This window comes from Patescibacteria group bacterium, assembly GCA_038064855.1.
Taxonomy (GTDB): Bacteria; Patescibacteriota; Minisyncoccia; order Ryanbacterales; family GWA2-47-10b; genus SICQ01.
The window spans coordinates 24547-47772 of the sequence record JBBTSE010000005.1 but is presented as its reverse complement, the minus strand read 5'-3'; the positions used below and the strand labels follow the sequence as shown (position 1 = coordinate 47772).

General features: G+C 46.4%; 23 protein-coding genes. 19 read left to right on the top strand and 4 right to left on the bottom strand.

Going from position 1 to position 23226, the window contains the following annotated elements; translation table 11 throughout:
* Positions 1 to 22 precede the first annotated feature (22 nt).
* From AAB417_01930 to AAB417_01920, 3 genes are read left to right on the top strand one after another with little or no spacing between them, the layout of a single operon-like run.
* Positions 23 to 886 carry a hypothetical protein gene (locus AAB417_01930; protein MEK7630765.1) on the top strand — a complete coding sequence of 288 codons (864 nt, stop codon included), beginning with the start codon at positions 23 to 25 and terminating at the stop codon, positions 884 to 886.
* Between the two features lie 12 nt (positions 887 to 898).
* Complete coding sequence (locus tag AAB417_01925) at positions 899 to 1252, top strand: TraR/DksA C4-type zinc finger protein (protein ID MEK7630764.1); 354 nt, start codon at positions 899 to 901, stop codon at positions 1250 to 1252.
* A 4-nt stretch (positions 1253 to 1256) separates the two neighbouring features.
* The gene (locus AAB417_01920; protein MEK7630763.1) at positions 1257 to 2783 is read left to right on the top strand and encodes a YifB family Mg chelatase-like AAA ATPase; all 1527 of its coding nucleotides are present in this window, start codon (positions 1257 to 1259) and stop codon (positions 2781 to 2783) included.
* A gap of 236 nt (positions 2784 to 3019) precedes the next feature.
* Here the strand turns inward: AAB417_01920 and AAB417_01915 are convergent, their stop codons facing one another.
* A complete protein-coding gene (locus AAB417_01915; GenBank protein ID MEK7630762.1) occupies positions 3020 to 4048 on the bottom strand; it encodes a M23 family metallopeptidase in 1029 nt (342 codons plus the stop codon).
* A gap of 155 nt (positions 4049 to 4203) precedes the next feature.
* On the opposite strand from AAB417_01915, the gene AAB417_01910 reads away from it, so the two are divergent.
* From AAB417_01910 to AAB417_01850, 13 genes are all read left to right on the top strand, one after another.
* Complete coding sequence (locus AAB417_01910) at positions 4204 to 6138, top strand: UvrD-helicase domain-containing protein (GenBank protein MEK7630761.1); 1935 nt, start codon at positions 4204 to 4206, stop codon at positions 6136 to 6138.
* A complete protein-coding gene (gene rsmA, locus AAB417_01905; protein ID MEK7630760.1) occupies positions 6110 to 6883 on the top strand; it encodes a 16S rRNA (adenine(1518)-N(6)/adenine(1519)-N(6))-dimethyltransferase RsmA in 774 nt (257 codons plus the stop codon). The genes AAB417_01910 and rsmA overlap by 29 nt, the downstream gene beginning before the upstream one ends.
* Positions 6884 to 6990: 107 nt before the next feature.
* On the top strand, positions 6991 to 7986 hold the full coding sequence (locus tag AAB417_01900) for a hypothetical protein (protein MEK7630759.1): 996 nt from the start codon (positions 6991 to 6993) through the stop codon (positions 7984 to 7986).
* Positions 7983 to 8930 (top strand): hypothetical protein, encoded by a 948-nt coding sequence (locus AAB417_01895; GenBank protein MEK7630758.1) that lies wholly within the window; start codon positions 7983 to 7985, stop codon positions 8928 to 8930. The genes AAB417_01900 and AAB417_01895 overlap by 4 nt, the downstream gene beginning before the upstream one ends.
* 9 nt (positions 8931 to 8939) lie before the next feature.
* The gene (locus AAB417_01890) at positions 8940 to 11417 is read left to right on the top strand and encodes a hypothetical protein (protein MEK7630757.1); all 2478 of its coding nucleotides are present in this window, start codon (positions 8940 to 8942) and stop codon (positions 11415 to 11417) included.
* A 3-nt stretch (positions 11418 to 11420) separates the two neighbouring features.
* On the top strand, positions 11421 to 12059 hold the full coding sequence (locus AAB417_01885; protein MEK7630756.1) for a hypothetical protein: 639 nt from the start codon (positions 11421 to 11423) through the stop codon (positions 12057 to 12059).
* Positions 12060 to 12062: 3 nt separating this feature from the next.
* A complete protein-coding gene (locus AAB417_01880) occupies positions 12063 to 12476 on the top strand; it encodes a PrgI family protein (protein ID MEK7630755.1) in 414 nt (137 codons plus the stop codon).
* A gap of 2 nt (positions 12477 to 12478) precedes the next feature.
* Positions 12479 to 13177 carry a hypothetical protein gene (locus tag AAB417_01875; GenBank protein ID MEK7630754.1) on the top strand — a complete coding sequence of 233 codons (699 nt, stop codon included), beginning with the start codon at positions 12479 to 12481 and terminating at the stop codon, positions 13175 to 13177.
* 3 nt (positions 13178 to 13180) lie between these two features.
* Complete coding sequence (locus AAB417_01870) at positions 13181 to 14992, top strand: DUF87 domain-containing protein (protein ID MEK7630753.1); 1812 nt, start codon at positions 13181 to 13183, stop codon at positions 14990 to 14992.
* A gap of 3 nt (positions 14993 to 14995) precedes the next feature.
* A complete protein-coding gene (locus AAB417_01865; protein ID MEK7630752.1) occupies positions 14996 to 15550 on the top strand; it encodes a hypothetical protein in 555 nt (184 codons plus the stop codon).
* Positions 15551 to 15577: 27 nt separating this feature from the next.
* Complete coding sequence (locus tag AAB417_01860) at positions 15578 to 16759, top strand: hypothetical protein (protein MEK7630751.1); 1182 nt, start codon at positions 15578 to 15580, stop codon at positions 16757 to 16759.
* 1 nt (position 16760) lies between these two features.
* A complete protein-coding gene (locus AAB417_01855; protein ID MEK7630750.1) occupies positions 16761 to 17465 on the top strand; it encodes a pilin in 705 nt (234 codons plus the stop codon).
* Positions 17458 to 18711, top strand: coding sequence for a hypothetical protein (locus AAB417_01850; protein ID MEK7630749.1), 1254 nt, complete (start codon positions 17458 to 17460; stop codon positions 18709 to 18711). The genes AAB417_01855 and AAB417_01850 overlap by 8 nt, the downstream gene beginning before the upstream one ends.
* Here the strand turns inward: AAB417_01850 and AAB417_01845 are convergent.
* Both AAB417_01845 and AAB417_01840 read right to left on the bottom strand, forming a co-directional pair.
* Positions 18708 to 19172 carry a R3H domain-containing nucleic acid-binding protein gene (locus tag AAB417_01845; GenBank protein MEK7630748.1) on the bottom strand — a complete coding sequence of 155 codons (465 nt, stop codon included), beginning with the start codon at positions 19170 to 19172 and terminating at the stop codon, positions 18708 to 18710. The genes AAB417_01850 and AAB417_01845 overlap by 4 nt on opposite strands.
* A complete protein-coding gene (locus tag AAB417_01840; protein MEK7630747.1) occupies positions 19150 to 19800 on the bottom strand; it encodes a YidC/Oxa1 family membrane protein insertase in 651 nt (216 codons plus the stop codon). Before AAB417_01840 ends, AAB417_01845 begins: the two co-directional genes overlap by 23 nt.
* Before the next feature lie 52 nt (positions 19801 to 19852).
* Between AAB417_01840 and AAB417_01835 the strand changes: the two genes are divergently transcribed.
* Complete coding sequence (locus AAB417_01835) at positions 19853 to 20191, top strand: hypothetical protein (protein MEK7630746.1); 339 nt, start codon at positions 19853 to 19855, stop codon at positions 20189 to 20191.
* Here the strand turns inward: AAB417_01835 and rpmH are convergent.
* Positions 20181 to 20315 (bottom strand): 50S ribosomal protein L34, encoded by a 135-nt coding sequence (gene rpmH, locus AAB417_01830; GenBank protein MEK7630745.1) that lies wholly within the window; start codon positions 20313 to 20315, stop codon positions 20181 to 20183. The genes AAB417_01835 and rpmH overlap by 11 nt on opposite strands.
* Before the next feature lie 133 nt (positions 20316 to 20448).
* On the opposite strand from rpmH, the gene dnaA reads away from it, so the two are divergent.
* Both dnaA and dnaN read left to right on the top strand, forming a co-directional pair.
* Positions 20449 to 21813: a chromosomal replication initiator protein DnaA gene (dnaA, locus tag AAB417_01825; protein MEK7630744.1), complete on the top strand. Its 1365-nt coding sequence runs from the start codon at positions 20449 to 20451 to the stop codon at positions 21811 to 21813.
* A 185-nt stretch (positions 21814 to 21998) separates the two neighbouring features.
* Entirely contained in the window at positions 21999 to 23114 is a 1116-nt protein-coding gene (dnaN, locus tag AAB417_01820; GenBank protein MEK7630743.1) for a DNA polymerase III subunit beta, read from the top strand.
* Positions 23115 to 23226: the final 112 nt, after the last annotated feature.

Below are 23226 nucleotides of genomic sequence, written 5' to 3'. Positions count from 1 at the left end.
TCTTTTTCTTTTCTAAAAAACTATGCCTCCGAACCAAGACCGGAGAGATTCGTTTATCCGCACCATGAGAGGTGATGCGGAGCAACTGCTGCGGCGCGACCAAATATCGTTTGCCGATATTTACGCGCAGCAACAAAAATCTATCCGCGAAGGAAACTACCAGCTCGCGCGTCCGCACAACGCGCCGAGCCCGAGCAATACGGGACGCATCTTGAGTGTTTTTCTTTTTATCATGTTACTCATGGGTGCTGGTGGGGCTGGATATTATTTTTTCATAATCAAAAAACAAAACACGGGTGGCGGTGGGGGACCAGTAGCGGGACCAGAATATCCACGGCCAATCATCAACCCGCAAACAACATCAGTCATTAAATTTCGCCGTGGAGATCGTACGGGACTTTTCCAAGAGATTGAACGATTTGGTAGACAAAACGCTAACAATACTTTTACCTACCTTCCGGTACTGAGTGCTGATGCGGGCAAAGACTATACGCTTACAAGCCCGAAAGAATTTTTGGAGACACTGGAAATTTTTGCGCCATCAAGTGATTTTTATACAAACCTTACGAGCGAATGGAACGCCTACTACTACGGATCTGATTTGGTTTTTGTCTTTGGTATCAAAAACGAAAGTACCGCGCGCGGTGTGATGTTTAGCTGGGAGCGAACACTCTTGCGGCAGTTTACTTCTCTCCTACGCGAAAATGATCCGGGTATCGTCGAGTTTCGCGATGTCATCATTCGCAATACCGACACGCGCTTTGGTCGCTACGGTGAAGGGTCGCTACGCATTGTTGGTTATGGCATCGCTCGCAAAGAACTCTTGGTCATCGCAACCTCTGAGCGGTCGCTGAAAGCTGCGATTGAACGACTCGTGGTACGATGATAGACTTGGAGTATGAATACTGCAAAATTTGAAAAACTTCTGCGCGAAGAAAAACTGCAAATTGAAAAAACTCTTTCATCAGTCGGCACCAAAAATCCAAAGGTACCGGGTGATTGGGAGCCATCATATCCTGATCTCAATGTTGATCCATCAGATCGCAACGATATGGCTGACGAAGTAGAGGAGTTTGATAACGCGCTTGGCGTAGAAACTGCCCTCGAAGAAAAATTGCGCGAGATTGATGCGGCACTCGATCGCATTCCTACGGGCGATTTTGGCAAATGCGAAGTAGATGGAATAGAAATTGATGAAGCGCGCCTTGAGGCCAACCCCGCCGCAAAAACCTGTATCAAACACTCGTCATAAACCTGTGGCGACAAAAATCCACTCGGGACAAATTGTAGGGCTCAAGGGATTTCCTATTGAAGTTGAAATTGATATGGTGCCGGGACTTCACCGCCTCTCGATTGTAGGACTACCTGATAAAGCAGTAGAAGAAGCGCGAGAACGCGTGTCTGCCGCTATAAAAAATTCGGGCTTTCGCCCACCACAAAAGAAAAACAATCGCATCACCGTGAATCTGGCGCCCGCGGACTTGCCGAAAGAGGGCGCTTTTTTTGATGTACCGATCGCACTCGCGTACTTGGCTGAATCGGGTCAGATAAAATTTGCGCCAGAAAAAAAATTCTTTGTAGGCGAGTTAGCACTCGAAGGATCCACACGGCCCGTGCGCGGTGTTGTCTCCCTCTTGCTATCGGCGCGTGAAAACGGATTTGATGAGGCGTATGTACCCGAGGGCAATCTTGAGGAAGCGTCACTGGTAGGCGGTATCACTATCTATGCCATAAAACATTTCTCCGACATCACCAAACATTTGATGGGTGAGCATACACTTGAACCCGTGAGACAAAAAATGTTTTCACCAAAGACAGAGAACCCCGAGCTTGATCTGCGCGATATCAAAGGTCAAGAATTTGCCAAGCGCGGCCTTGAGATCGCGGCGGCAGGCAATCACCATGTGGCATTTATCGGTCCGCCTGGTACCGGCAAGACCCTACTCGCGCGGGCTCTGGCATCAATACTCCCTCCACTCTCATTTGAAGAAGCGCTCGACATTACATCCATACATAGCGCGGCGGGTGTTTTGCGGGGAGGCGTCGTGCGCGAACGACCTTTTCGGAGTCCACACCATACCTCTTCGTATGTTTCACTCGTCGGTGGCGGCACGATACCGCGCCCGGGTGAGGTAACACTTGCGCACGGCGGCGTACTTTTTTTAGACGAGTTTCCTGAATTTGATAGGAGAGTGATTGAAACGCTACGCCAACCATTAGAAGATCGGATGATCTCTATTTCACGCGCAAAAGGTTCTATGACATTTCCCGCACACATCATGCTGGCTGCCGCCATGAACCCGTGCCCATGCGGCAACAAAGGATCAACTAAAATTTGCACCTGTAGCAATAGTGCGCTCGAACGCTACGCGCGCAGACTCTCGGGCCCAATCGTTGATCGTATTGATATGTGGCTTGAAATGCCACAAGTAGAATATGAAAAACTAGCTTCTGATACGGAGGCGGGGGAGACGTCCGCCGCCGTGCGCGAGCGTGTTACCTTAGCACGTAATGCTCAACGCGTGCGATTTGGCGAGGTGCAATTTGCGACCAACAGTGAAATGACACTGCGCGATATCAAGACACATTGCGCGCTTGGTGAGACGGAGAAAAAACTTTTGGAAGATGCGTCAAAACGGTTGGACCTGTCAGCGCGCGCGTATCATCGCGTACTCAAAGTGTCGCGTACGATTGCGGATCTTGCTGGTACAAAAAATATCGGGCGCGAACATTTACTTGAAGCACTTCAATACCGCCCCAAAAAAGATTTGTTTTTGAGCTAGTATTGACAAATAAGTATAGAGATGCTATACTGTATATACTACATAGAGAAAATTTCTCGACCTGCATGCGGGTCCTCAAGGCTTTAGAAAAGCCAATAATTTACTCAGACATATCCAGCAAGATTTTTTTCGATTGGCTGTTCAGATTCTCTGCTATATAAATTATTGGTTCCTCTAAAGTCTCTTATATAAAAACTCCGCATTAAGCGGAGTTTTTTATTTTAACTAAATATTTTTTAGAAAGGATTCTTCGCACCGCGGACTTCGAAGTGTAGGTGATTGCCAGTTGATTTACCGGTTGAGCCTACCGCGCCGATGGTTTCTCCTTGCCCGACTGATTCTCCGACTAAAATATTTACCGCGCTGAGGTGAGCATACAGAGTCTGCGTACCGTTTGCATGCGCAATTACCACATAGCTACCGTATCCACCATTCCAACCCGAACCGCGCGCGATGATAACGGTGCCTGCCGCTGACGCGCGCACGGGCGTACCGCGAAGGGCTGCGATATCAATACCGTTATACCCGTGAATACCGCGCGAGCGTGTACCACCGGCGAGCGGGCGCAAGTAATAACCGACGAGTTCGGGGCCACTGCCACGAACAACTGCGGGGCGTGATGGCGTTGAAGGCGCTGATACTTCGGTGACTTCTCCATCAGGCACGAGCACAATGGCACCTACTTCGAGCGCGTCTTTTGGATCTAAATCATTAAAGTCTACGATGTCATCGGGATCACCACCATATTTTTTGGCAATCGTCGCTACCGTTTCACCTTTTTTGACGGTATGTTTTACGCCCGATACCGGCAAGATAACCAGCACATCGCCCTCTTTAATCTTGCCGCCTTTGGGAATATTGTTTGCCCAGCGAATCGTCTGATCTGAGACATCAAATGTTTTTGCGATAAGCGTCAAAGTATCGCCCTTGCGCACCGTGTAGGTAGAAATTTTATATGAGATGCTACTCTCGGCGGCCTCTGCTACATTGCCCAGCGGGCCTACTGATGAGGCGATAGCGGTATCATCAACAATCTGTGTATCAATCTGATGTGGATCGGCTGGTGCTTCTGATGATAAAAAAGGAAATGGTTTTTGTACTGGGTCAGGCACTGGCTCGAGCCGCTCACGCGTCACTTCGTTTGCCTCAGATACTCCAAAAATACTTCTAAAAAAACCGCCGATACTAAAAGCGGACGCGGAGAGCGGTGCGACAAGCGTTGCCGCTACCGCAAAAACAAAAAGATGCCGTAGTATGAGTCTCATAGATGTTCCTATTGTCTGCCTATTTTACCCCATTTTGGCATTTTATGGAAGTGTTTGTGGATAGGTAAGGTATAACATTTATCCTTATCTATAAACGATTATTTGGCTTTTATGGGGAGCTTTCTTTATATGTAATGCCCCCCTATACTCGGTCTATGGCAATCACCGATGGGCTCAATGAGGCGCAAAAAGAGGCAGTTTTGGCAAAAGACGGCCCTTTGCTGATAATCGCCGGCGCCGGATCAGGTAAAACCAAAACGGTTGCGCACCGCGTCGCCCACATCATCCAATCGGGGACTTCTGCCGAAAAAGTCTTGGCGGTTACCTTCACCAATAAAGCGGCGGGCGAGATGCGTGAGCGGATCTATGCTCTTTTGGGGCGCGAGCATATCCGTATTCATGAGGGTCACGAGCCCTTTATCGGTACCTTTCACTCGCTCGGCGTTTATATACTCAAAAATCATGGTCGCGCTATCGGTATACCGCGCTATTTCACTATTCTCGATGAAGAAGATACGCGCCAAATACTCAAAGATCTCATTGTTGAGTTTGAGCTGGACCCTGATACCTATACCCCACCGCGCATCAAAAACGCCATATCGAGCCTCAAACAAGAGATGATTGACGCCTCTACCTTCGCCCAAACTGACGACAATAGCCCATTTCAACGCACACTACGCCAACTCTATGCTGCCTACGAGGCGCGCCTTATGAGGGTAAAAGGCCTTGATTTCGATGATCTTTTAATGAAAACCGTCATGCTCTTGCAGTCATCTGACGAGGTTCGTGCCTACTATGAAGAACGCTGGCACTATATCCATATTGACGAGTATCAGGACACCAATAAAGCCCAATATATCCTCTCGCGCCTGCTTGCCACGCGTCACCGCAATATCGCGGTAGTAGGCGACATCGATCAGGCGATTTACTCGTGGCGCGGGGCTGATTGGCGCAATATCCTGCAGTTTGAGCTCGATTGGCAGGGGACGAAGATTATCACCCTTGAGAATAACTATCGATCAACAAAAGCTATACTGGAGGCCGCAAACGCGGTTATTACCAACAATACCGAGCGTAAAGAAAAGACCTTGCGATCGACAAAAACCGAGGGGGAACAGCTTGGACTATGTGTACTCGAAAATGAGAAGCAAGAAGGTATGTTTATCGCCGAATATATCAAGGCTTTGACTGAACGGGGGGTCAAACCAGGTGAGATTGCCGTGCTTTTTCGCACCAATGCCCAATCACGCGCAATCGAAGAAGCGTTTCTGAAGCGCAATATCAGCTATCGCCTTATTGCGGGGGTTAAGTTTTATGAGCGCAAAGAGATCAAAGATGTGCTCGGATACCTCAAATATGCCCTTAATCCCGACGATATGCTCTCAAAAAAGCGTATTTTGAACACTCCGGCACGCGGAATCGGCAAAGTACTCATGCTCAAGCATTTTGCGGGGGCCGTACTGACCAAAGCAGAGGAGGTAAAAATAAACGCCTTTCTAGCCATCATGGAAGATATTAAAGGTGCGGTGACGAAAAAAAATGCGACCGAGGCACTCACGACTGTTATCAAACGGGCGGGGTTTGAGTCGTACTACAAAGGCAATAAGCTGGAAGTAGACAGGCAAGAAAATGTAAAAGAGCTTTTAAGCGTTGCTAAAAAATTTGATACACTCGCGCCGCCCGAGGGCATCGAGCGACTTTTGTCCGAGGCATCGCTCGCCACTCAAGATACTGAAGTCGAAGACAAAGACTCGCAAGTGATTTTACTGACCGCGCACGCGGCAAAAGGTTTGGAATTTGATGTAGTAGTGATCGCAGGACTTGAAGAAGGATTATTTCCACATAGTCTTTCGCAAACGCCGAGCGAGATTGAAGAAGAACGCAGACTTTTTTATGTAGCAGTCACGCGCGCGCGCGAAAAAGTGATGATCACGCTCACGCGCCGGCGCATGTTGTGGGGAGAAACTTCGTTCAATGATCCTTCGAGATTTTTATCAGAGATACCCGAGCACCTTATATCGGGCATTGACCTCGCGCACCGGGTACCGCAAGATTCATCATATGAAGAAGAATCTATCGACATCTTCTAGCGTGCAAGAAAAGCCGTTTCGGGCAAATACCCTTATGGGGCAACACTTTTTGCGCTCTCCTGATGTGGCAGGTTTTATCGCGGATGCCGCTGACATCAAACCGACTGATACTATCTTAGAGATTGGCCCTGGTAAAGGAGTGTTGACCGAAAAACTTTCAACACGCGCGGGACGCATCATCGCGGTTGAAAAAGACCCGCGCCTTGTCACACATATGCGCGACAATTTTTCAAAAACAAAACTCGAAGTTATCGAGGGCGACATACTCAAAGTTGATCTCGCGAGTATCCTTCCTGCGCACTATAAACTCGTCGCAAACATTCCGTACTACATCACCGCAAAGATTTTACGCACTTTTTTGGAACCACCCGCGGGCGTCGCGCGACCCGAGACCATTGTGCTCATGGTGCAGTATGAGGTAGCCCGACGCATCACTGCCGAACCGCCCGATATGAATCTTTTGGGGCTGTCGGTACAGGTCTACGGCAAGCCACGCATCGCAAAACGAGTCTCGCGAACCTATTTTAAACCACAACCCGCAGTTGATTCGGCCGTTATCGCCATCACCGACATATCGGATGCATTTTTTCGTGAGCGCGACATCGATCCAAAACATTTTTTCGAACTCGCAAAAAAAGCTTTTGGCAGTAAACGCAAAAAATTGAGCAATACCCTCGGTATTGCATCAGATAAACGCCCTCAACACCTTACGCTCGAAGAGTGGGGCGAGATCGCGAAAGGATAAGGGCAAAAAACACCATCTTATCCACACAAACGCGAAAATCATTGAGAAATAAGAGGTGTATACTATATATAGCGAAATGCCCTTTGTGAGGGGTATACGCTTGCGTTTTGAATTATCTTCCCTCAAAAAAACTAGTCTTTTTGTTTCTAGCCATCCTTGCGGCCGGTGGTATGGTCTTTTTCGCCTCTGGTAGGGGAGAAAAACTAGCGGCCAAGAGCTCGATACGGGCACAAGTAATCGACCCGACGAGCCAGCGCGATACTGATGGTGATGGTCTCAAAGATTGGGAGGAGCTTATCGCGGGAACCGACCCCCAAAACCCCGACTCTGACGGCAACGGCATCCTCGATGGCCTTGACCGTGCGAGTACCTTGGCATTTCAAAATGAGATTCTTGATAAAGACGGTACGCTGACCCTACCAACCATGGAGCTCGAACGAAGCCTTTCTCAATACATGGAGGCGCGTGTCAAAGAAACCGGCACCCTTACCAAAGATGATTTTAACGAATCGATAAAAAATGAGGTTACCAACAACACTATCGCGGCGACTGAAAAAATCCTCGATCAACGGAACCCTTATACCAAAAATGATCTACGCATCAGCGCGTCCTCGGATCCAAAAACATACTTTAACACTGTAGGTCGCATAGGAGAAAAATATTTTCCGCTCAAACAAAAAGTAGGTGAAAAAATCGGGGGAGTAGAAATCTTCCGTGGGCTCCTCGAGAAAAAAAATAGAGATGGTACCGCCATGAGCGATGAGGAGCGTGAGGAGACATTGGCGCGTATCGCAGGCTTTCGCTCAAAGTATGCCGGATTTGCATCAGAGCTCAAGGGAGTACCCGTGCCCGGTGAACTGAGTGAGTTTCATCTTTCGTTCATGAATTTCATGGCAAACACAGCGCTTGCCATTCACCATATATCTCTCTTGGATACCGATCCGATTTTGGGAACAATCGGCATGCAACACTATGTATTGCTCGTACAAGACGGCGTAAAGATTATCAACACAGCACGGGAAACAACACAGAAGCAAAACATTGTCTTCACCGATCAAGACTCTCACTACGCAAAATATTATTTCACCAAGCCGACCTCATGAGATACGCAAAGTACATCATCGGCATAGCGCTTTGCTTTAGTCTTTTTCTTGGTAACGCTCAGCCAGCCAATGCGACCATCGTTGAAGACTTTATGGATGTTGTCTTCGATATTCTCAATGAGATAAGCACCGTCATACAAGAGGCGTATAATTCCCTCACATCAGACTCTACGGAGGCACTCTGGTATAAAGAATATTTCATTGATACGGCGGTGAAATTGGCGGTTTCCCAAATCAAAGAGGCACTTATCGCAGACACACTCTCGTGGATGGCAGGCGGATTTGAGGGTGGCGGGCCACTCTTTGTACAAAACCCCGGTCAGTACTTCTCCGAGGTAGGAGATGAGGCGTCGGGCGCCTTACTCGCAGAGCTTGCTAACACATTAGGACAAGATGATGATTTTTTCTGCCAAGATTTTGGTCCTGACCTTATCTTTGAGCTGGGTAACTACCGTAGGCAACGGGGATTTGGTGCTGGATGTACGATCAACGATGCAGTAGGCAACCTCGAACGATTTACCGACAATTTTGAATCGGGCGGGTTTGATAACTGGTTCCAAATGCGCAATAGCAACAACAATGCTATAGGATTTCAACTCAAACTCTTTGAAGAGCAGATGTACCGTGCGGATATACGCAAGGGCGATGTCCGACTTGAAACCGAAACCGGCCAAGGATATAAACCCGTACGCGAATGTATTGAATGGGAAGAAACTGAGGCACCTTATTCGAGCGAGGAAGGATCGACTGAAATTGAACGAGTATGCAAAAAATACAAAAGCAGAACCGTCGGTCAAGCGGTCGCTGATGCGGTCAGGCCCTCTATCTCTTCAAACATGGAAGGGTTGATGGCCGCCGATGAAATATCCGAACTTATAGCCGAGACGGTGAGTGCGGCTATTCAGGGTGCGATTAAAAGAGGATTTGATGAAGTACGAAACTGATAGAATGTTATGAACAAAAAACTTCGCATCATACTGATCACATCTCTCGCGCTTGTCGCACTTGTTCTTTTATTGGGGGCGTTACCAGCACTGGCCGCGGAACCAAAGGCAGAACATAGCGGACTCGACAACCTGAGCGATGCCTGCGCCTCTGCTGGATTGAACTTCTTCATGCCTGCTAATCTTGGGCTTTGCGCGTCATATTTCTTCGCGCGAATCGCTTATCTATTTGTACAATTTGCGTCATGGCTCCTGTGGGCAATCGCAAAACTTTTCAATATGGTGCTGGTGATACAAAACGGCGCCTTCCACAACCAACCGATGGTAAATGTGGGTTGGATAATTGCACGCGATGTAGCAAATATTTTCTATATTTTCTTCCTGCTCATCATATCTATCGCCACCATCATCCGTTACGATTCGTACGGCATGAAAACGCTTCTTTGGAAGCTTATCGTCTCAGCATTGCTGGTCAACTTTAGCTTGCCTATCGCCGGTTTGATCATCGACTTTTCTAATGCCCTTGGAAATACCTTTTATATCAACATGTCGACCAGCGAAGATAGGGAAATCGGTAATTTTGCAAAAAATCCTGATGGAACTATAGACACAACACACAAAACACTTGATATATCGACGACACTTATCAGTGGGTTTCATCCGTCAAAACTTCTTATGCGAGCCCCTGATGCACCAAAACCAGCTGCCTCCGAACTTGCCGACACCCTCATTGATATCATTATTGCTGAGATTTTTGCCATTATACTTATTGTTGTCGTCTCTATTGTGCTTGTGGCCGCCATGGCCATGCTCATCACCCGCATCGTCGTCTTGTGGTTCGTACTTATTTTAGCTCCGTTTGCGTTTCTCTTTTGGGTATTGCCGAAAACCTCAAGTATATCAGGTGAATGGTTTGAAACTCTCTTTAAGCACGCGTTTTTCTACCCTGCATTTATGTTCACGCTCTATATCAGTATCACCGCCATCAAGTACGGCGTCATCGCAAAGATGGTGAATGCTGACAAAGATGGTTTAGCGGGTGCAATGTTTTCCAATAGTCAGTGGGCGGCGACTGGCGCAAGTCTGTTTACTCAAAAGATCCAACTTATACTCAATTTTGCCATCCTTACTATGTTTGTGGTGGGCGGTCTTTTGGTAGCACAGAAGATGAGTATCAGCGGAGCGGGAGCGGCAACAGCGGCAAGCAAATATCTTGCCGGCAAGGGTAAATCATTGGGCAACCGCGCACTCTACGAAAGTGCGCTCCGACCTGCTGGCTGGGCGTCGGAAAAAGTCTCCAACACCGCCGTGGGACGAGCGCTCGCGCGCGTACCATTGGCCAGACAGGCACTCCGCGTACCGGGGGCGGCGATTCAAAAGCGTGATGCTGAACGCGCAAAGATGGCGGATCAACAAGCAACACGCGTGAAGGGACTCGAACCTCGAGCCGCCGCCTCACTCATGACCACGCTGAATGCTCGAGGAAAAGCAAAGGCATTTGAAACAATGGATGAAAAGCAAAAAGCGCGCACGGTCCAGGAGATGAACACGAGCCAGCAGGTAGCGTTTGCAAAATCAATCCATTCAACTGATCCGAATAAAGACTACGAACGCCAAGTGGCCATCGCATCAGGTAGTGTCGAGCAAGCGATGAAGATCTTACATGGTGACGAAAAGCCCGTCAAAGGAAAAACGAGCGATGCGGAAACAAAGATGTACCAAGATAATGTAGATAAATATGTGAAGAGTCTCGGAGAAAAAGACCTGGCCAAACTACGCAAGGGAACTATCGAAGGCGACCAATATTTCCAGCGCGCAGCTATCAAAAACAAAGTTGATACCGAAAAACTCCAGAACTCGCATGATATCATCGATCCGGATGCGCGCGAAGCATTTGAAAATCTTACGAAAGAGATTAATAGTGTTGCGGGATCCATCAAGATTCTTCATGGTGTTGAAGCACCACCAGGCACCTATGATCCAAAAGCGCCCACCTCTGAACAGCAGGCCTACCAAAAATTGGTCAACGACCGCGTTTCGAATATGGATGAGAAGCAACTCACCAAACTCAAACCAGATTCGATCAATAACCCTTACTTTGAAGATGTTATGTTTAAGAGCTTTTCTGCAAATGACATGCGCCGCGTGGCACAAACGGGTGAAAATGCAAATGCCATCAAAGAATCTCTTGAGCGCAAAGTCGGCAAGACCGGCAAAGATCTTGAAGATTTTCTTGATGGCGTCCTCCCCGATGCAGAGTTTGAGAAACTTAGTACAGCAGATAGAGCGGGTAAATATAAAGAATCAGATGTGTCGCGCGACTACCTCATCAACACGAATCTTCTGAAACTTATGAAATCAGCTCCTGCACGCAGTCTTATTGTTGATGGCACCCCTCTCTCTCGCCGCGATGTAAACACCGGCCAGTTTGCCGCCCCCGGTGCGCCACCTGCGACGCCCCCTGCCGCACCACCGCCGGCACCCTAATCTATGAAAACATTTACCCAACAACAAATAATCGACGCGTACGATCGGCTCCCTGATCCTGTTAAAGATGCGATTTTTGAAGAAGCGACAGCAGATAAAATACAGGCAGTCGGCAAAAAACATGGCCTCTTGCTCGACCGCATGGGCAATCTTGCCGAAGAGGTCGGATATGTAATGCTTGGGCTTATCCCCGCAAAAGAATTTCCTGAATATGTAATGCAAACATGTGGAGTATCAGCGCAAAAGGCAGGAGAGATTGTCACCGACCTCAATCAGGCAGTATTTCTGCCTATCCAAGATCATATTTTCTCAGCGGTAAAAGAGCCAAAGCCGGCAGAGAAAGTGGTAGCTACTCCGCGAGCATTTGATGCGGACCCGTCGCCAGCATTTCGCCCCTCATCATTTGCTATGCCTATGCAGGGAAGTGAGCAAAAATCATCAAAAGGTCAACCGTCGGTAGCCCCAATGATTTTTCCTCAAAAACTGCACGAAGAGCAGTCGAGTCCCACCGCCATGACACAAAACCAGCCGAGCATCGCACCGAAAGCCCCCGAATTTCGCGAAATAGCAAAAGACACAAAAAAATCGTCGACGACCGATATTCCTAAGGCGGGCGATGTGTACCGCGAACCAATACTATAGACTATGCAACAATTTCAAGTACCCCAATATATTGAGATCGAAGATAAGATAATCGGTCCGCTCTCGGCAAAACAATTTCTCTATATACTTGCCGCTGGTGGTGGAGCGCTCTTATTTTTTGGGCTTGGTCTCCCTAGTATTATCTTTTGGCCACTCACACTTGGTTGGATCAGTCTTTTCCTTTCGCTCGCCTTTGCTAAGATTAACGGGCAACCCTTTGTCGCGGTACTCAACAATGCCATCAACCATGTCATGAGTACTCGTCTCTATATATGGAAGCGTGAAGACAAAAGAATAAAAGCAACTCAACCCGTCATGACTCAAACAACGCCACATGTACCACGCCTCACCGAGAGTCGCCTTAAAAATCTTTCGTGGTCGCTGGATATTAACGAAAAACTCAAACGAGACAATTAACTATGCCCCCAGCCGCCCAATCACAACTCGCGCGTCACGCCAAAGCATCGCAAGATATCGTACCAATCGAAGAAATACGCGATGGCGTGGTTGTCATGCATGACGGATCCTTGCGCGCGGTGCTCATGGCCTCATCTCTCAACTTCGCCCTGAAATCGCCCGACGAACAAGACGCGATCATCTCACAATACCAAAACTTTCTCAATTCGCTCGATTTCTCCATACAAATCATGATTCAGTCACGCAAACTCAATATCGAGCCCTATTTGGAGACGCTACGCGAACGCAAGAAAGCAGAAACCCAAGAACTCTTGCGTATCCAGATCACTGAATACATCATCTTCGTCAAAGAGTTTGTCGAGACAAGTAATATCGTCTCCAAAGCATTTTATGTTGTCATACCATTTAACCCGACCTCACTCGCACTCAAAAATAAAAAGGGTATGATGGACTCGATCAAAAATATGTTTAAGAAAAAAGAAGAGGGGAAGCCACTCATTGCTGAAGAAAACTTTGCTGAATATCGCACACAGCTTTGGCAGCGCGTTGATACGGTCACCCAAGGGCTCGTCCGCGCGGGCGTGCGTGCCGTACCTCTCAATACTGAAGAACTCATCGAACTCTACTATGGCCTTTATAATCCTGAGGAAACCGAGAAAGGAAAGGCGCCTCAGATAGGTGGTATGCCGGAAAAAAAATAAAGTATGGCAATTCTTAATATTTTTGGTGGAAAACAAGAAGGGTTGGATATCTTGCCGGTAGTACCGCAAGAAATCTACCAATCGGGAATCTTAGGACTCAAAGATGTCATCGCGCCATCTGCCTTTGAGGTGAGTTCGAGCTATATTCGCCTTGGTGAAAAATTTGCACGCACCATCTTTGTCTTTGCGTACCCGCGGTACTTGGCGACCAATTGGTTTGCGGGCGTTATTAACCTCGACAAGATTTTTGATATCGCGATGTTCTTTCATCCCGTTGATACCGGTATCATATTGCGCAAGCTCCGCAAAAAAGTGGCGGAGGTTCAGTCACAAATATCAGAACGCGAGGAAAAGGGCCTCGTGCGCGATCCTATGCTCGATACTGCGTACAAGGATCTTGAAAACTTGCGTGATAAACTCTCGCAAGCGCAAGAAAAGCTTTTTCTTTTTGGATTGTATCTGACGGTATATGCTGACACACTCGAAGATCTCAACCGTGAAGAAGTGGAGATCAAATCAATGCTTGAGGCGCGCCTCGTCTACACCAAGCCAGCGCTCTTTCAGCAGCGAGAGGGGATGACGACCGTATTTCCCTACTGCCAAGATGAGCTTGTGGTACACAACTATTTCAATTCTTCGCCTGCATCATCGGCATTTCCGTTTACCTCTTTTGACCTGACAGCAAACAAGGGTATTCTCTTTGGTATCAATCGGCACAACAACTCACTGGTACTCTTTGACCGGTTTAGTCTTGAAAATTATAACTCAATTGTGTTTGCAAAATCTGGCTCGGGCAAATCATACACCACAAAGCTCGAGATTTTACGATCACTCATGTTTGATGTTGATGTTATTGTCATTGACCCCGAACGAGAATATGAATATCTTGCCGAAGCCGTGGGAGGACGCTATTTTAATATTTCTCTTACCTCAAAGCATCATATCAATCCCTTTGATCTTCCGGTGCCGCGCGAAGACGAGTCGCCCGCAGATATCCTTCGCTCACATATTATTGGCTTGGTAGGTCTTTTCCGCCTCATGCTCGGCGGTCTTTCGCCGCAGGAAGACGCAGTGATCGATCGCGCAATCACTGAGACCTATGCTACCAAAGACATCACCGTTGACGCTGATTTTTCACAGACAACGCCGCCCATACTGTCGGACTTGGCGTTGGTACTCGCAAGTATGGAGGGAGGGGAGTCGCTCGCGATGCGTATCAAAAAATATACCGAAGGCACCTGGTCAGGGTTCATCAACCAACCAAGCAATGTAAACATCAATGTGCGTCTCGCGGTGTTTTCCATCCGCGATATGGAAGATGAGCTTCGCCCCATCGCCATGTATCTCATCATCAACCACATCTGGAGTGCGGTGCGTAGGTCGCTCCGCAAGCGCCTACTGGTAGTAGATGAAGCATGGATCATGATGAAGCACCCTGATAGCGCATCATTTCTCTACGGTATTGCTAAGCGCGCACGCAAATACTATTTGGGCCTTGCGACCATCACCCAAGATGTCGCTGACTTTGTGTCGTCCCCCTACGGCAAGCCCATCATCACTAACTCATCAATTCAGATACTTCTCAAACAGTCGCCTGCGTCAATCAATGCCGTACAGGAAATATTTAATATGACCGAAGAAGAAAAGTTCTTACTCCTTGAGTCAGATGTGGGCGAGGGGATATTCTTTGCGGGGCTCAAGCATATTGCTATCAAAATCCAAGCATCGTATACCGAACATCAAATCATCACATCGGACCCAGCTGAACTCTTGGCGATACAGAAAGCAAAAGACGAAGTGGGAGATGAAAAATAGTATATGGCAGAAACACTAACCGGACAGGCAAAAGAATGGGCTTACCAGGAGACGCTAGCGGTCTCTCGTAGGAGTGCAGTGCGATTTGTTGAAAGAGAGGTCAGAGAGCTCGCCAAAAAGATCGCTGCCAAACTTGAAAAACAAATCCGCGATGGCAATGATATTGTCGCTATTAGTATTCTGCTCTTTCTCGCATTTCTCAAGGATGGATTGCTCGATGTTGGTCTTGACTTCCTTTTCGGCTTTGGGGAGATACCTATCATAGGACAATTGCCGGGGTACGCCGTGAGTATGATCCTTTATTACTTTATGTTCGGCAAGGGATACTTTCTCAAACAACGGGCAAAAATGAATATGCGCGCATGGCTTTTTGTACTCGGCTTCATTGTTGATGGGTTACCTCTGGTCAATAACCTGCCCGGTACCACCGTGACTGTCATCCATACTATTAGATTACTCAAAAAGCGTGCGCGCAAGGCAAAGGCGGATCTCGCCGCGCTCAACACATCGACCAAGGCTCAATTAGAATCATTGCAAAAAGAATTGGATGGAGACTAACAAGTTTTGATATACTAGATGTATACAATGAAACGCATTCTCGCACTCATAGGTAGTATGATGATTCTGGGGACACTTTGGACAAGTGTGCTTGCCCAAACACTCTCCACTTCTACTTTGGAAGACTTTTTTCCGTCTGGCACCGAACTGCCCCCTGAAATTTTACAGAAAGTACTAGAGGAACGGGCCCGTATAGATAAAGAAATTCGAGAACAACGGGAAGCATTTGAGAAAGAACGAACCGAAGCTATCGAAAAAAATTTGGAATCAATCAAGGCAGTCAACGGGCAAGAAATTGTTAAGCTGGGACTGCGCCTTAATCGTAAAGATCTTAAGCCTGGTACGCAGATACGAATCTCTGTAGATACCTATTCTCTCAACCTTGGGGAATCGGCCATCGTTTGGTACCACAACAACAAGCGCGTCAGCTCTGGGAGTGGCAATGTATCGTACGGCTTCACCCTGGGCGACCTCGGTACCGCGGAGAGCATTCGTGTGGTTATTACAACCTCCACCGGCAAAATATATGAGATATCAAAAACAATACGGCCAGCGCGCATTTACATCACCTGGGGCGCAGACACCCACACACCAGCATGGTACCGAGGTAAAACACTACCGCCTCCTGGCACGCCCATAAAAGTTTTTGCTATACCTGACTTTCGCATTGGTACCACCGTACTCTCATCGCAAGATATTATTTACGAGTGGCTCATCAACGACGCCCCGCGGTCAAGCTCGTCGGGCGTGAATGGAAAAGGAAAGAATACTTTTTCTTACACCACTGGTTCGAGTGCAAATATTGAATATAAAATAACGGTGCGTGGTAAGGATGCCCGCGAACGAATCGTGCATGAAGAATCTTTTACTATGCGGGCATACCGACCGGAGCTTATCTTTTATGAGCGCGACCCTCTGTTGGGACTAAAGTACTGGCAAGCTCTCAAAAATATAAAAACTCCTTCTGGCAAGGATATCGTTTTGCAATTTGAACCATTTAATCTTCACAGTCAAGATCTTGATCGTCTATTCTACTCGTGGCGCGTCAATAGTCAAAAATTGGCAAATCAAAACCCTCAATCGCGCGTATTCCGCCTTTCGTCAGAAGAGGGTAGTACCGGGACACAATCCGTCAATGTATCATATGAAAATCCAAAAAATGTCTTTATGCGAGGATCGGCGCAGGTTATCATACAAGTAGGAAACTGATATGAAAAAATTCCTTATCATGTCCGCACTTATGCTATCGAGCGTGGACTTCGCGTATGCTCAAGAAGTCATCTACAAGCTTGCAACCCCTCTTCCTGGAGGAGAACCGACGGTAAAAAACTTTACCGACTATGCTCAATATCTTTTTCCTTTCTTACTCTCCGTCGCCTCGATACTCGCGCTCGTCATGTTCACACTCGGCGCTATCCAATATATGTTTAGCGACGGGGGAGAGGGGAATAAAGATGGTAAAGATAAGATGACCAACGCCATCCTAGGCCTCTTGCTTGCCGCCGGATCCGTACTTCTTTTGGAAACCATCAACCCAAAGCTTATTACCCTTGAAATCGATATAGAACGGCGAAATGGTACCGATCCTGGCGGAGGACCTACTCCCGATGCCGGAGGTTTTCTTCTGGGTTTGTTTGGTGGAGATAGTAATGACACAAAGATATCTGTACCTCAAAAACCGTTGTGTGGCGATGCGATGTACGGCGAATGCCCTTCCGAAAATGCCTGCCGTATCAATCCCGTAGGAGACTATTACTGTGTGCGTATAGCAAGAACTGTCTGCCCGCGTGGGGCAGAGTGCACTCCCTGCTCACAAGTACAACTTGAACAATGCATAAAAAACAACCAACAGACATCCTCGTGTATAGTGGCTCAAAAATCATCAGGTAACACAACAATCTGCTCTCATGAATAACAATACCCGCAACTATATCGTCGCACTCGGATTTCTCTTACTTGTCCTTGTTGGTATTATTTTTTATTTTATTCTACGAAGTGATATTGGACCATTTGGTGGGGGAGGTACTGGAGGGGGGGATGGTGGCGGCCTTCCTGATACCGGAGGTACGGATGGGGGAAGTGGTGGCGGTGGAGATGCTATATTTCCACCAAAGAATGAAGGTGGTGATCAAGTCACCACTACACCTCCGCTTACTGCAGATGAGATAGGGCGTCTCGTGCAAATATCAAAAGATCCGGTAGTAGGAGCAACGATACGCAAAGACGAACTTTTGTATTTTAAACGCGGTACGGGGCATATCTTTGCCTCATCGTTTAACGGTTTGAAACCAGAGGAGCGTCTTACAAACTTTTCTATCCCCAACATCATGGATGCTTCATGGTCGCCGTCGCGCGCCTACACACTCGTCACCGCTCTCAATGAAATAACGGTACGCCGATTTTGGATACATCTCACGGGCACCTCGACTATCGAGAGTGGGCTTTTCGACGACAAAATCGTGTCGCCAAAATTCTCACCTACAGAAGAGAAAATCGCTGGTATCATAAAAAACGGTTCTTTATACACTGTCGTCATCACAACCCCGCAGGGTAAAACCCCGAAAACCGTATTCCAAACCTCTTTGCCCAACCCAGAACTCTCGTGGGTATCAAAAACACTTTTAGCACTCCAGACACGATCGACTGCTTTTATTCCATCTATTCTTCAGACTATACCGACTACGGGTGGGGGAGCATCAACTATTCTTGCTGATGTGTATGGCCTCGATGTGCTGTGGGATACGGGTAGTAATAAATTTCTTACGCTAGAGGTCAAGGGGGACGGCAAGCGCCCGACACTCGTCTTGCATGATAGGCGTACGCCACAGCAAGGAAAAGAGCTCTCATTTAAAACATTCCCTGAAAAATGCGTCTGGTCGGGGAGCGCGACCTCGACAGTATACTGTGCGATCCCATGGAGTCTTGGCGCCGAACCGGTACCTGACGGTTGGTGGAAAGGAAAAGTCAGCTTTGACGACTCTCTTTGGAAAATTGATATCAATACGGGAGATGCCTCATCTCTTTTGGAAGGTGGTGCATTTGATATGACACAACCTATGCTCTCGCCAAAAGAAGATTATTTTTTCTTTATCAACAAAAAAGACTCCATGCTGTGGAGTCTCCGCCTTACTGATACCGCCACGAGTACTGGTAGTAATTAGATAACGAGGGGTTTGATAACAACGCGTCGTGTGAGCCCTTGGCCCTCTGATTCGGTTGCAATATCGGGATATTCTTGGAGCGCCATATGTACAATGCGTCGCTCAAAGGCAGTCATGGGTTCGAGTGTCACTTCTTTTTTAAAGTATCGCACGCGTTGCGCGCCCATACGCGCCTTATCTCGTAAATCATCAAATCTACGGCGCTGGTAGTCATTTACATCGATCATGAGCTGCGCCTCAGGGGTACCGGTTTTTCGTTCGATGACGCGGCGAAGAATATAGTTTAAAGCCTGGAGATTATCGCCGTTTTCGCCAATCAAGAGACCGGCGTCATCTGTATGGATGAGTAAGGCCACCGAATCGCCAATCACGCCTTCTTCTATGCGTGCGTTGACATTCATCGCGGCCAAAAACTCACGGGCGCATTCAATTGCTTTGTTATTGGTTGTTGTTACTTGCATCTCTTCCATAAAATCTCCCAAATCCTTCGTGCACTATAGCAAAGAGACTCAAAGTAGTCCAATACAGTGCCATAGCTGACGGCAACTGCATACTGATGAGTACAATAAAAAGAGGCATAGTAAAAACCATTTGTTTTTGTAAGGCGCTCGCAAATTCACTGGTCGGTTGTTTATTTTTTGGCTGACTTTTAAGAGTGAGGATACCTTGTATGAGTTGGAAAACACCAGCCGAGACCGCGAGAACAATGTGGGGGCTGGTAAGATCAATACCGCCGATAAAGTGTGGATTAAATGGTGGAAAAAGAGGAAGGAAGTCATACGCATCATGAGCAAGACTACCAAGATTCTTGAGTACTTTGAAAAGAGCGAAAAAGAGGGGGATTTGAACTAAAATAAAAAGAAACCCAGAAAAAGGGTTAATGTTCTTTTCTCGGTAAAGCTCCATAGTACGCCGTGCCTGCTCGTTCTTATCTTTGGTCTGCTGACGCATTTTCTCTATTTCAGGTTGGATCTCCTGCATCACACGCTGTGAACGACGCATTTTTATCGAGAGTGGTAGTAATGCAACACTTACCAATACTGTCAAGACGACCACGGCGACGCCTAAACTATGCCCCGGGACAACCATTATGATAACCCCCAAAATGTTAAGGAGGGGGCGGTAAAAAAAGTTGTTAAATATGAAAGACATTGCAGAAGAGGTCTCTAAAATCACCTGTGGTAAGATCTTTTGCTGGCGACTTTGCGCTTACCACAAGGTCTATGGTCGGCATACGAGTATATACTACCGTGCGTATCGCCTCACGAATCCTCCTTTTTATCTTATTTCTAGCGACAGCGCGCTTATCGACTTTTTTCGAGCAGAGCACTGTCGCTCGAAAGGGGCCTTTGGGCTTTTGAATAACCCAGATCATGAGTGGGGTGGTGCTGTGGCGCCTCCCGCGCCCGATAACAGCCTCAATATCTTGACTCGAACGGAGTCGCAGGCGCCGCTTGAGCATGACGAATCTAAACAGTGAGGCGCTTACGCCCCTTTTGTCTACGACGGGCGACGACATTGCGTCCGGCTTTCGTTCGCTTGCGCTTCAAAAATCCATGCGAGCGCCCTCGCTTTCGTTTTTTGGGTTGGTAGGTGATGGACATACGATTATTATACGATGTGCTGATAAAAAAAATCTAATACACAGCTCATGCACATGTTATAAACAATTAGAACATATTGGCTTTATTTTTACAATATAGGAAAATAAGATACATCTCAATATAGTTTATGTATATGAATCAGGAAGAGCTTTGGCAATCGGTACTCGGACAGATCGAGTTTGAAGTTTCCCGTGCCAATTTTGCCACTTGGTTTAAACAAACTTCAATCCACGGCATTGAAGATGGTGTCGCGACTATCGCGGTCCCTAACGCTTTCGCTAAAGAGTGGCTCGAGAAGAAATTTCATAAAAATATCATCAAATCACTGCGCTCTACTATGCCTGAGATCCGAAATGCTAGCTATATCGTTTCATCGGTAGACACGCCCATCCAACCGCAAACAAAAAAACGACAGGAGCCGGTGGAGATGCCCGATGAACAGCTTGAATTTAAAGAATTTTCTGTCGACCGAGACACAAACCTCAACCCGAGATATACCTTTGAATCGTTTGTTATTGGCACTTTTAACGAATTTGCCCACGCCGCGGGTCTTTCTATAACAAAAAATCTTGGCGCGCTCTACAATCCGTTCTTTGTCTATGGGGGAGTGGGGCTTGGGAAGACACATCTTCTCCATGCGATCGGTAACCAAGTAAAAAAAGATCATCCTGACTTTAAAATACTCTACCTCACCTCGGAGCGTTTTGTGAATGAACTTGTCTCGACGATTCAAAACCGTGAGCCGCTCCATAATTTTAAAGAGAAGTACCGAAATGTTGATCTTCTTATTATTGATGATGTCCAATTTATTGCGGGGAAAATAAAGAGCGAAGAGGAGTTTTTCCATACTTTTAACTCTTTATACGAACGGGGTAAACAGATTATTTTCTCATCAGACAAGCCCCCGCAAGCAATTCAAAATCTTGAAGAGCGTCTTCGTTCACGCTTTGAAGCTGGGCTCAACGCTGATATTAGTGAACCAGAGTACGAAGCGCGCCTCGCCATCTTAAGACTCAAGCAGGGCACTAAAGAACCGATTATAGCGGATGTTGTACTTGAATATATTGCATTTACTATCCAAAAAAATATCCGTGAGCTTGAAGGTGCTCTTAATATCATTCTTGCAAAATCGAAGTACAAGGGACGCCCCCTTACCCTTGAGGAAGCTAAAATCTCGCTTGAGCAGCTTACAAGAACCACAAAGCGGATTGCGACCCCATCGCAAATTATCAACGCTGTAGCGCATTATTATGACCTTGGAGAGGGTGGACTTTTTGAGCGATCACGAAGGAGGGAAGTGGTACGCCCTCGGCAGATTGCTATGTATCTTCTCCGTGAAGATTTTCATGGATCATATCCATTTATCGGACAAAAACTTGGTGGGCGTGATCATACTACCGCACTTCATGCATATGAAAAGATTTCTAATGAGTTGAAGAAAGACTCAAAACTTGTGGAAGAAATTAAACAAATTAGGGGGAAGATGTATGAAAGCTAAAAAATATTTTCCAAATTACAATTCTATCCAACCGCTATCCACACCATATAAAAACTTTCTTAATCTATAAAAAATAAATATTCAGTACACTGTATAGAAAAAATAATTTATACACTTTATCCCTCACACAACAATAACTACTAAAAGATAAAAACTTAATTAATTAATCTATTATAGAATCCGGTATGAAGTGTATAACTATCGCAGATAATTTAAAAAAGGCTCTCAGTATTGTGGAACGAGCTACGAGTAAAGATATCACTCTTCCAATACTCGGATCATTTTTTATAACAACTGAAAGTGGATCACTCCGTATTATGGGTACTAATCTTGAGATTGGTATTCAAACAACTGTACGGTGTACGGTAAGTGAACAAGGTAGTGTGGTGATACCATCAAAACAACTTCTTTCTTATATATCTACACTCACTAAGGATGAAAAAATAACTATTGAGAGTACTGGTGTTGATGTAACACTTAGTGTCCAAGGGCAGGAAATAAATATAAAAGGGTACCCACAAGAAGATTTTCCACCATTTCCTACACTTAAAGAGTTATATAAAGCTACGATTTTTAAAAAAGATATTACTCAGTTTTTTCCACGAGTACTTATTTCTGTATCGAAAAGTGCTATTAAACCAGAGCTTGCTAGTATTTTAGCTATACTTGAGAGAGAAACACTCCTTATCGCGGCTACCGATAGTTTTCGTCTTAGTGAAGAAAGGATAAAACTTAGCTCATTATCAATTAAGAATCCAAAAGAATCTTTTTTACTCCCAGCGCGTACTTTTGAGGAGATTATACGCCTTGCCGATCAAGGTGATAGTGATCAAGTAGAGTTTTTAATAGGTAAAGGGGAGGCTCTATTTCGTTTTGGAAATATTACACTTTATTCACGACTCACTGAAGGGAATTTTCCAGATTATCAACAAATTATCCCTAAAGATTTTAAAACTCACGGGGTTCTTACCCGTCAAGAAATTGTCACTCAATTACGCCGTGCGAGCATTTTTGCCAATAAACTCAATAGTGTATCTTTCTCACTTACGGTAAAAGAGAAATTAATCACTATTGAGAGTAAGAATAACCAAGGTATGTATAAAGGGGTTATGAAAGGTGAGTTTGATGGAGAAGATGTTTTTATTGTGTTCAACTTTCAATACCTTCTCCAAGGGGTAGAGTCGTATAGTGAGGAGAAATTATTTTTTGGTTTTAATTCAGAGTCACAACCATTAATGATTAAGCCGGTAGGGCGCGAAGGATCAATATATATCGTCATGCCTATGAAGGGCACGGTATGAGTTTTAATCGTATTCTCATACTTCTCCCGGACGCATTTGCACGAATCGATCAATCACACGAGCTTACACGGAAGCGACTAGGTGAAACTGTCGCAGGAGCTCTACAGGCCAT

Bases quoted from the DNA above. Each gene is read 5' to 3' on its own strand.
- AAB417_01930 (MEK7630765.1), top strand. From the start codon at position 23: ATGCCTCCGAACCAAGACCGGAGAGATTCGTTTATCCGCACCATGAGA.
- AAB417_01925 (MEK7630764.1), top strand. From the start codon at position 899: ATGAATACTGCAAAATTTGAAAAACTTCTGCGCGAAGAAAAACTGCAA.
- AAB417_01915 (MEK7630762.1), bottom strand. From the start codon at position 4,048: ATGAGACTCATACTACGGCATCTTTTTGTTTTTGCGGTAGCGGCAACG.
- AAB417_01910 (MEK7630761.1), top strand. From the start codon at position 4,204: ATGGCAATCACCGATGGGCTCAATGAGGCGCAAAAAGAGGCAGTTTTG.
- rsmA (MEK7630760.1), top strand. From the start codon at position 6,110: ATGAAGAAGAATCTATCGACATCTTCTAGCGTGCAAGAAAAGCCGTTT.
- AAB417_01895 (MEK7630758.1), top strand. From the start codon at position 7,983: ATGAGATACGCAAAGTACATCATCGGCATAGCGCTTTGCTTTAGTCTT.
- AAB417_01890 (MEK7630757.1), top strand. From the start codon at position 8,940: ATGAACAAAAAACTTCGCATCATACTGATCACATCTCTCGCGCTTGTC.
- AAB417_01885 (MEK7630756.1), top strand. From the start codon at position 11,421: ATGAAAACATTTACCCAACAACAAATAATCGACGCGTACGATCGGCTC.
- AAB417_01880 (MEK7630755.1), top strand. From the start codon at position 12,063: ATGCAACAATTTCAAGTACCCCAATATATTGAGATCGAAGATAAGATA.
- AAB417_01875 (MEK7630754.1), top strand. From the start codon at position 12,479: ATGCCCCCAGCCGCCCAATCACAACTCGCGCGTCACGCCAAAGCATCG.
- AAB417_01870 (MEK7630753.1), top strand. From the start codon at position 13,181: ATGGCAATTCTTAATATTTTTGGTGGAAAACAAGAAGGGTTGGATATC.
- AAB417_01865 (MEK7630752.1), top strand. From the start codon at position 14,996: ATGGCAGAAACACTAACCGGACAGGCAAAAGAATGGGCTTACCAGGAG.
- AAB417_01860 (MEK7630751.1), top strand. From the start codon at position 15,578: ATGAAACGCATTCTCGCACTCATAGGTAGTATGATGATTCTGGGGACA.
- AAB417_01855 (MEK7630750.1), top strand. From the start codon at position 16,761: ATGAAAAAATTCCTTATCATGTCCGCACTTATGCTATCGAGCGTGGAC.
- AAB417_01850 (MEK7630749.1), top strand. From the start codon at position 17,458: ATGAATAACAATACCCGCAACTATATCGTCGCACTCGGATTTCTCTTA.
- AAB417_01845 (MEK7630748.1), bottom strand. From the start codon at position 19,172: ATGCAAGTAACAACAACCAATAACAAAGCAATTGAATGCGCCCGTGAG.
- AAB417_01840 (MEK7630747.1), bottom strand. From the start codon at position 19,800: ATGGTTGTCCCGGGGCATAGTTTAGGCGTCGCCGTGGTCGTCTTGACA.
- AAB417_01835 (MEK7630746.1), top strand. From the start codon at position 19,853: ATGAAAGACATTGCAGAAGAGGTCTCTAAAATCACCTGTGGTAAGATC.
- rpmH (MEK7630745.1), bottom strand. From the start codon at position 20,315: ATGTCCATCACCTACCAACCCAAAAAACGAAAGCGAGGGCGCTCGCAT.
- dnaA (MEK7630744.1), top strand. From the start codon at position 20,449: ATGAATCAGGAAGAGCTTTGGCAATCGGTACTCGGACAGATCGAGTTT.
- dnaN (MEK7630743.1), top strand. From the start codon at position 21,999: ATGAAGTGTATAACTATCGCAGATAATTTAAAAAAGGCTCTCAGTATT.